General features: G+C 64.2%; 1 pseudogene. It reads left to right on the plus strand.

Features of this window, described 5'->3' with window-relative positions:
- A pseudogene (locus EOC06_RS37130) lies at positions 1-564 on the plus strand (conjugal transfer protein TrbE); the annotation flags it as partial.

Here is a 564-nt window from a genome sequence, read left to right on the forward strand (position 1 = left end):
ATCCAGGTCGAAGCCGTGCGGGTGCCGACTTCCGATTACCCCGACGAAGCTGAGTGCCATTTCCCCGACCCAGTCACGCGGGCCATCGACTTCGAGAGACGGCTCCACTTCCAGCGAGAAAGCGGACACTTCGAGAGCCGGCATGCGCTCATCCTGACGTGGCGGCCGCCGGAGCCGCGGCGATCTGGCCTCGCACGCTATGTCTATTCCGATCCGGCAAGCCGATCGGCATCCTATGCGGTGACAACGCTCGACACCTTCCGCGCCTCGATCCGCGAGATCGAGCAATATCTCGGCAATGTCGTCTCCATTCAGCGGATGGCGACGCGCGAGGCGGACGAGAGAGGCGGATTTCGGGTCGCCCGCTATGACGAGCTGCTCCAGTTCGTCCGCTTCTGCATCACAGGCGAAAACCATCCTCTTCGTCTGCCGGACATCCCGATGTATCTCGACTGGCTGGTCACGGCCGAGCTGCAGCACGGCCTGACCCCGCTTGTGGAGAACCGCTTCCTCGGGGTTGTCGCAATCGACGGCCTGCCGGCGGAGAGCTGGCCGGGCATCCTC

Origin of the sequence: Mesorhizobium sp. M7A.F.Ca.MR.362.00.0.0, from assembly GCF_004023175.1 — a bacterium.
Lineage (GTDB): Bacteria > Pseudomonadota > Alphaproteobacteria > Rhizobiales > Rhizobiaceae > Mesorhizobium.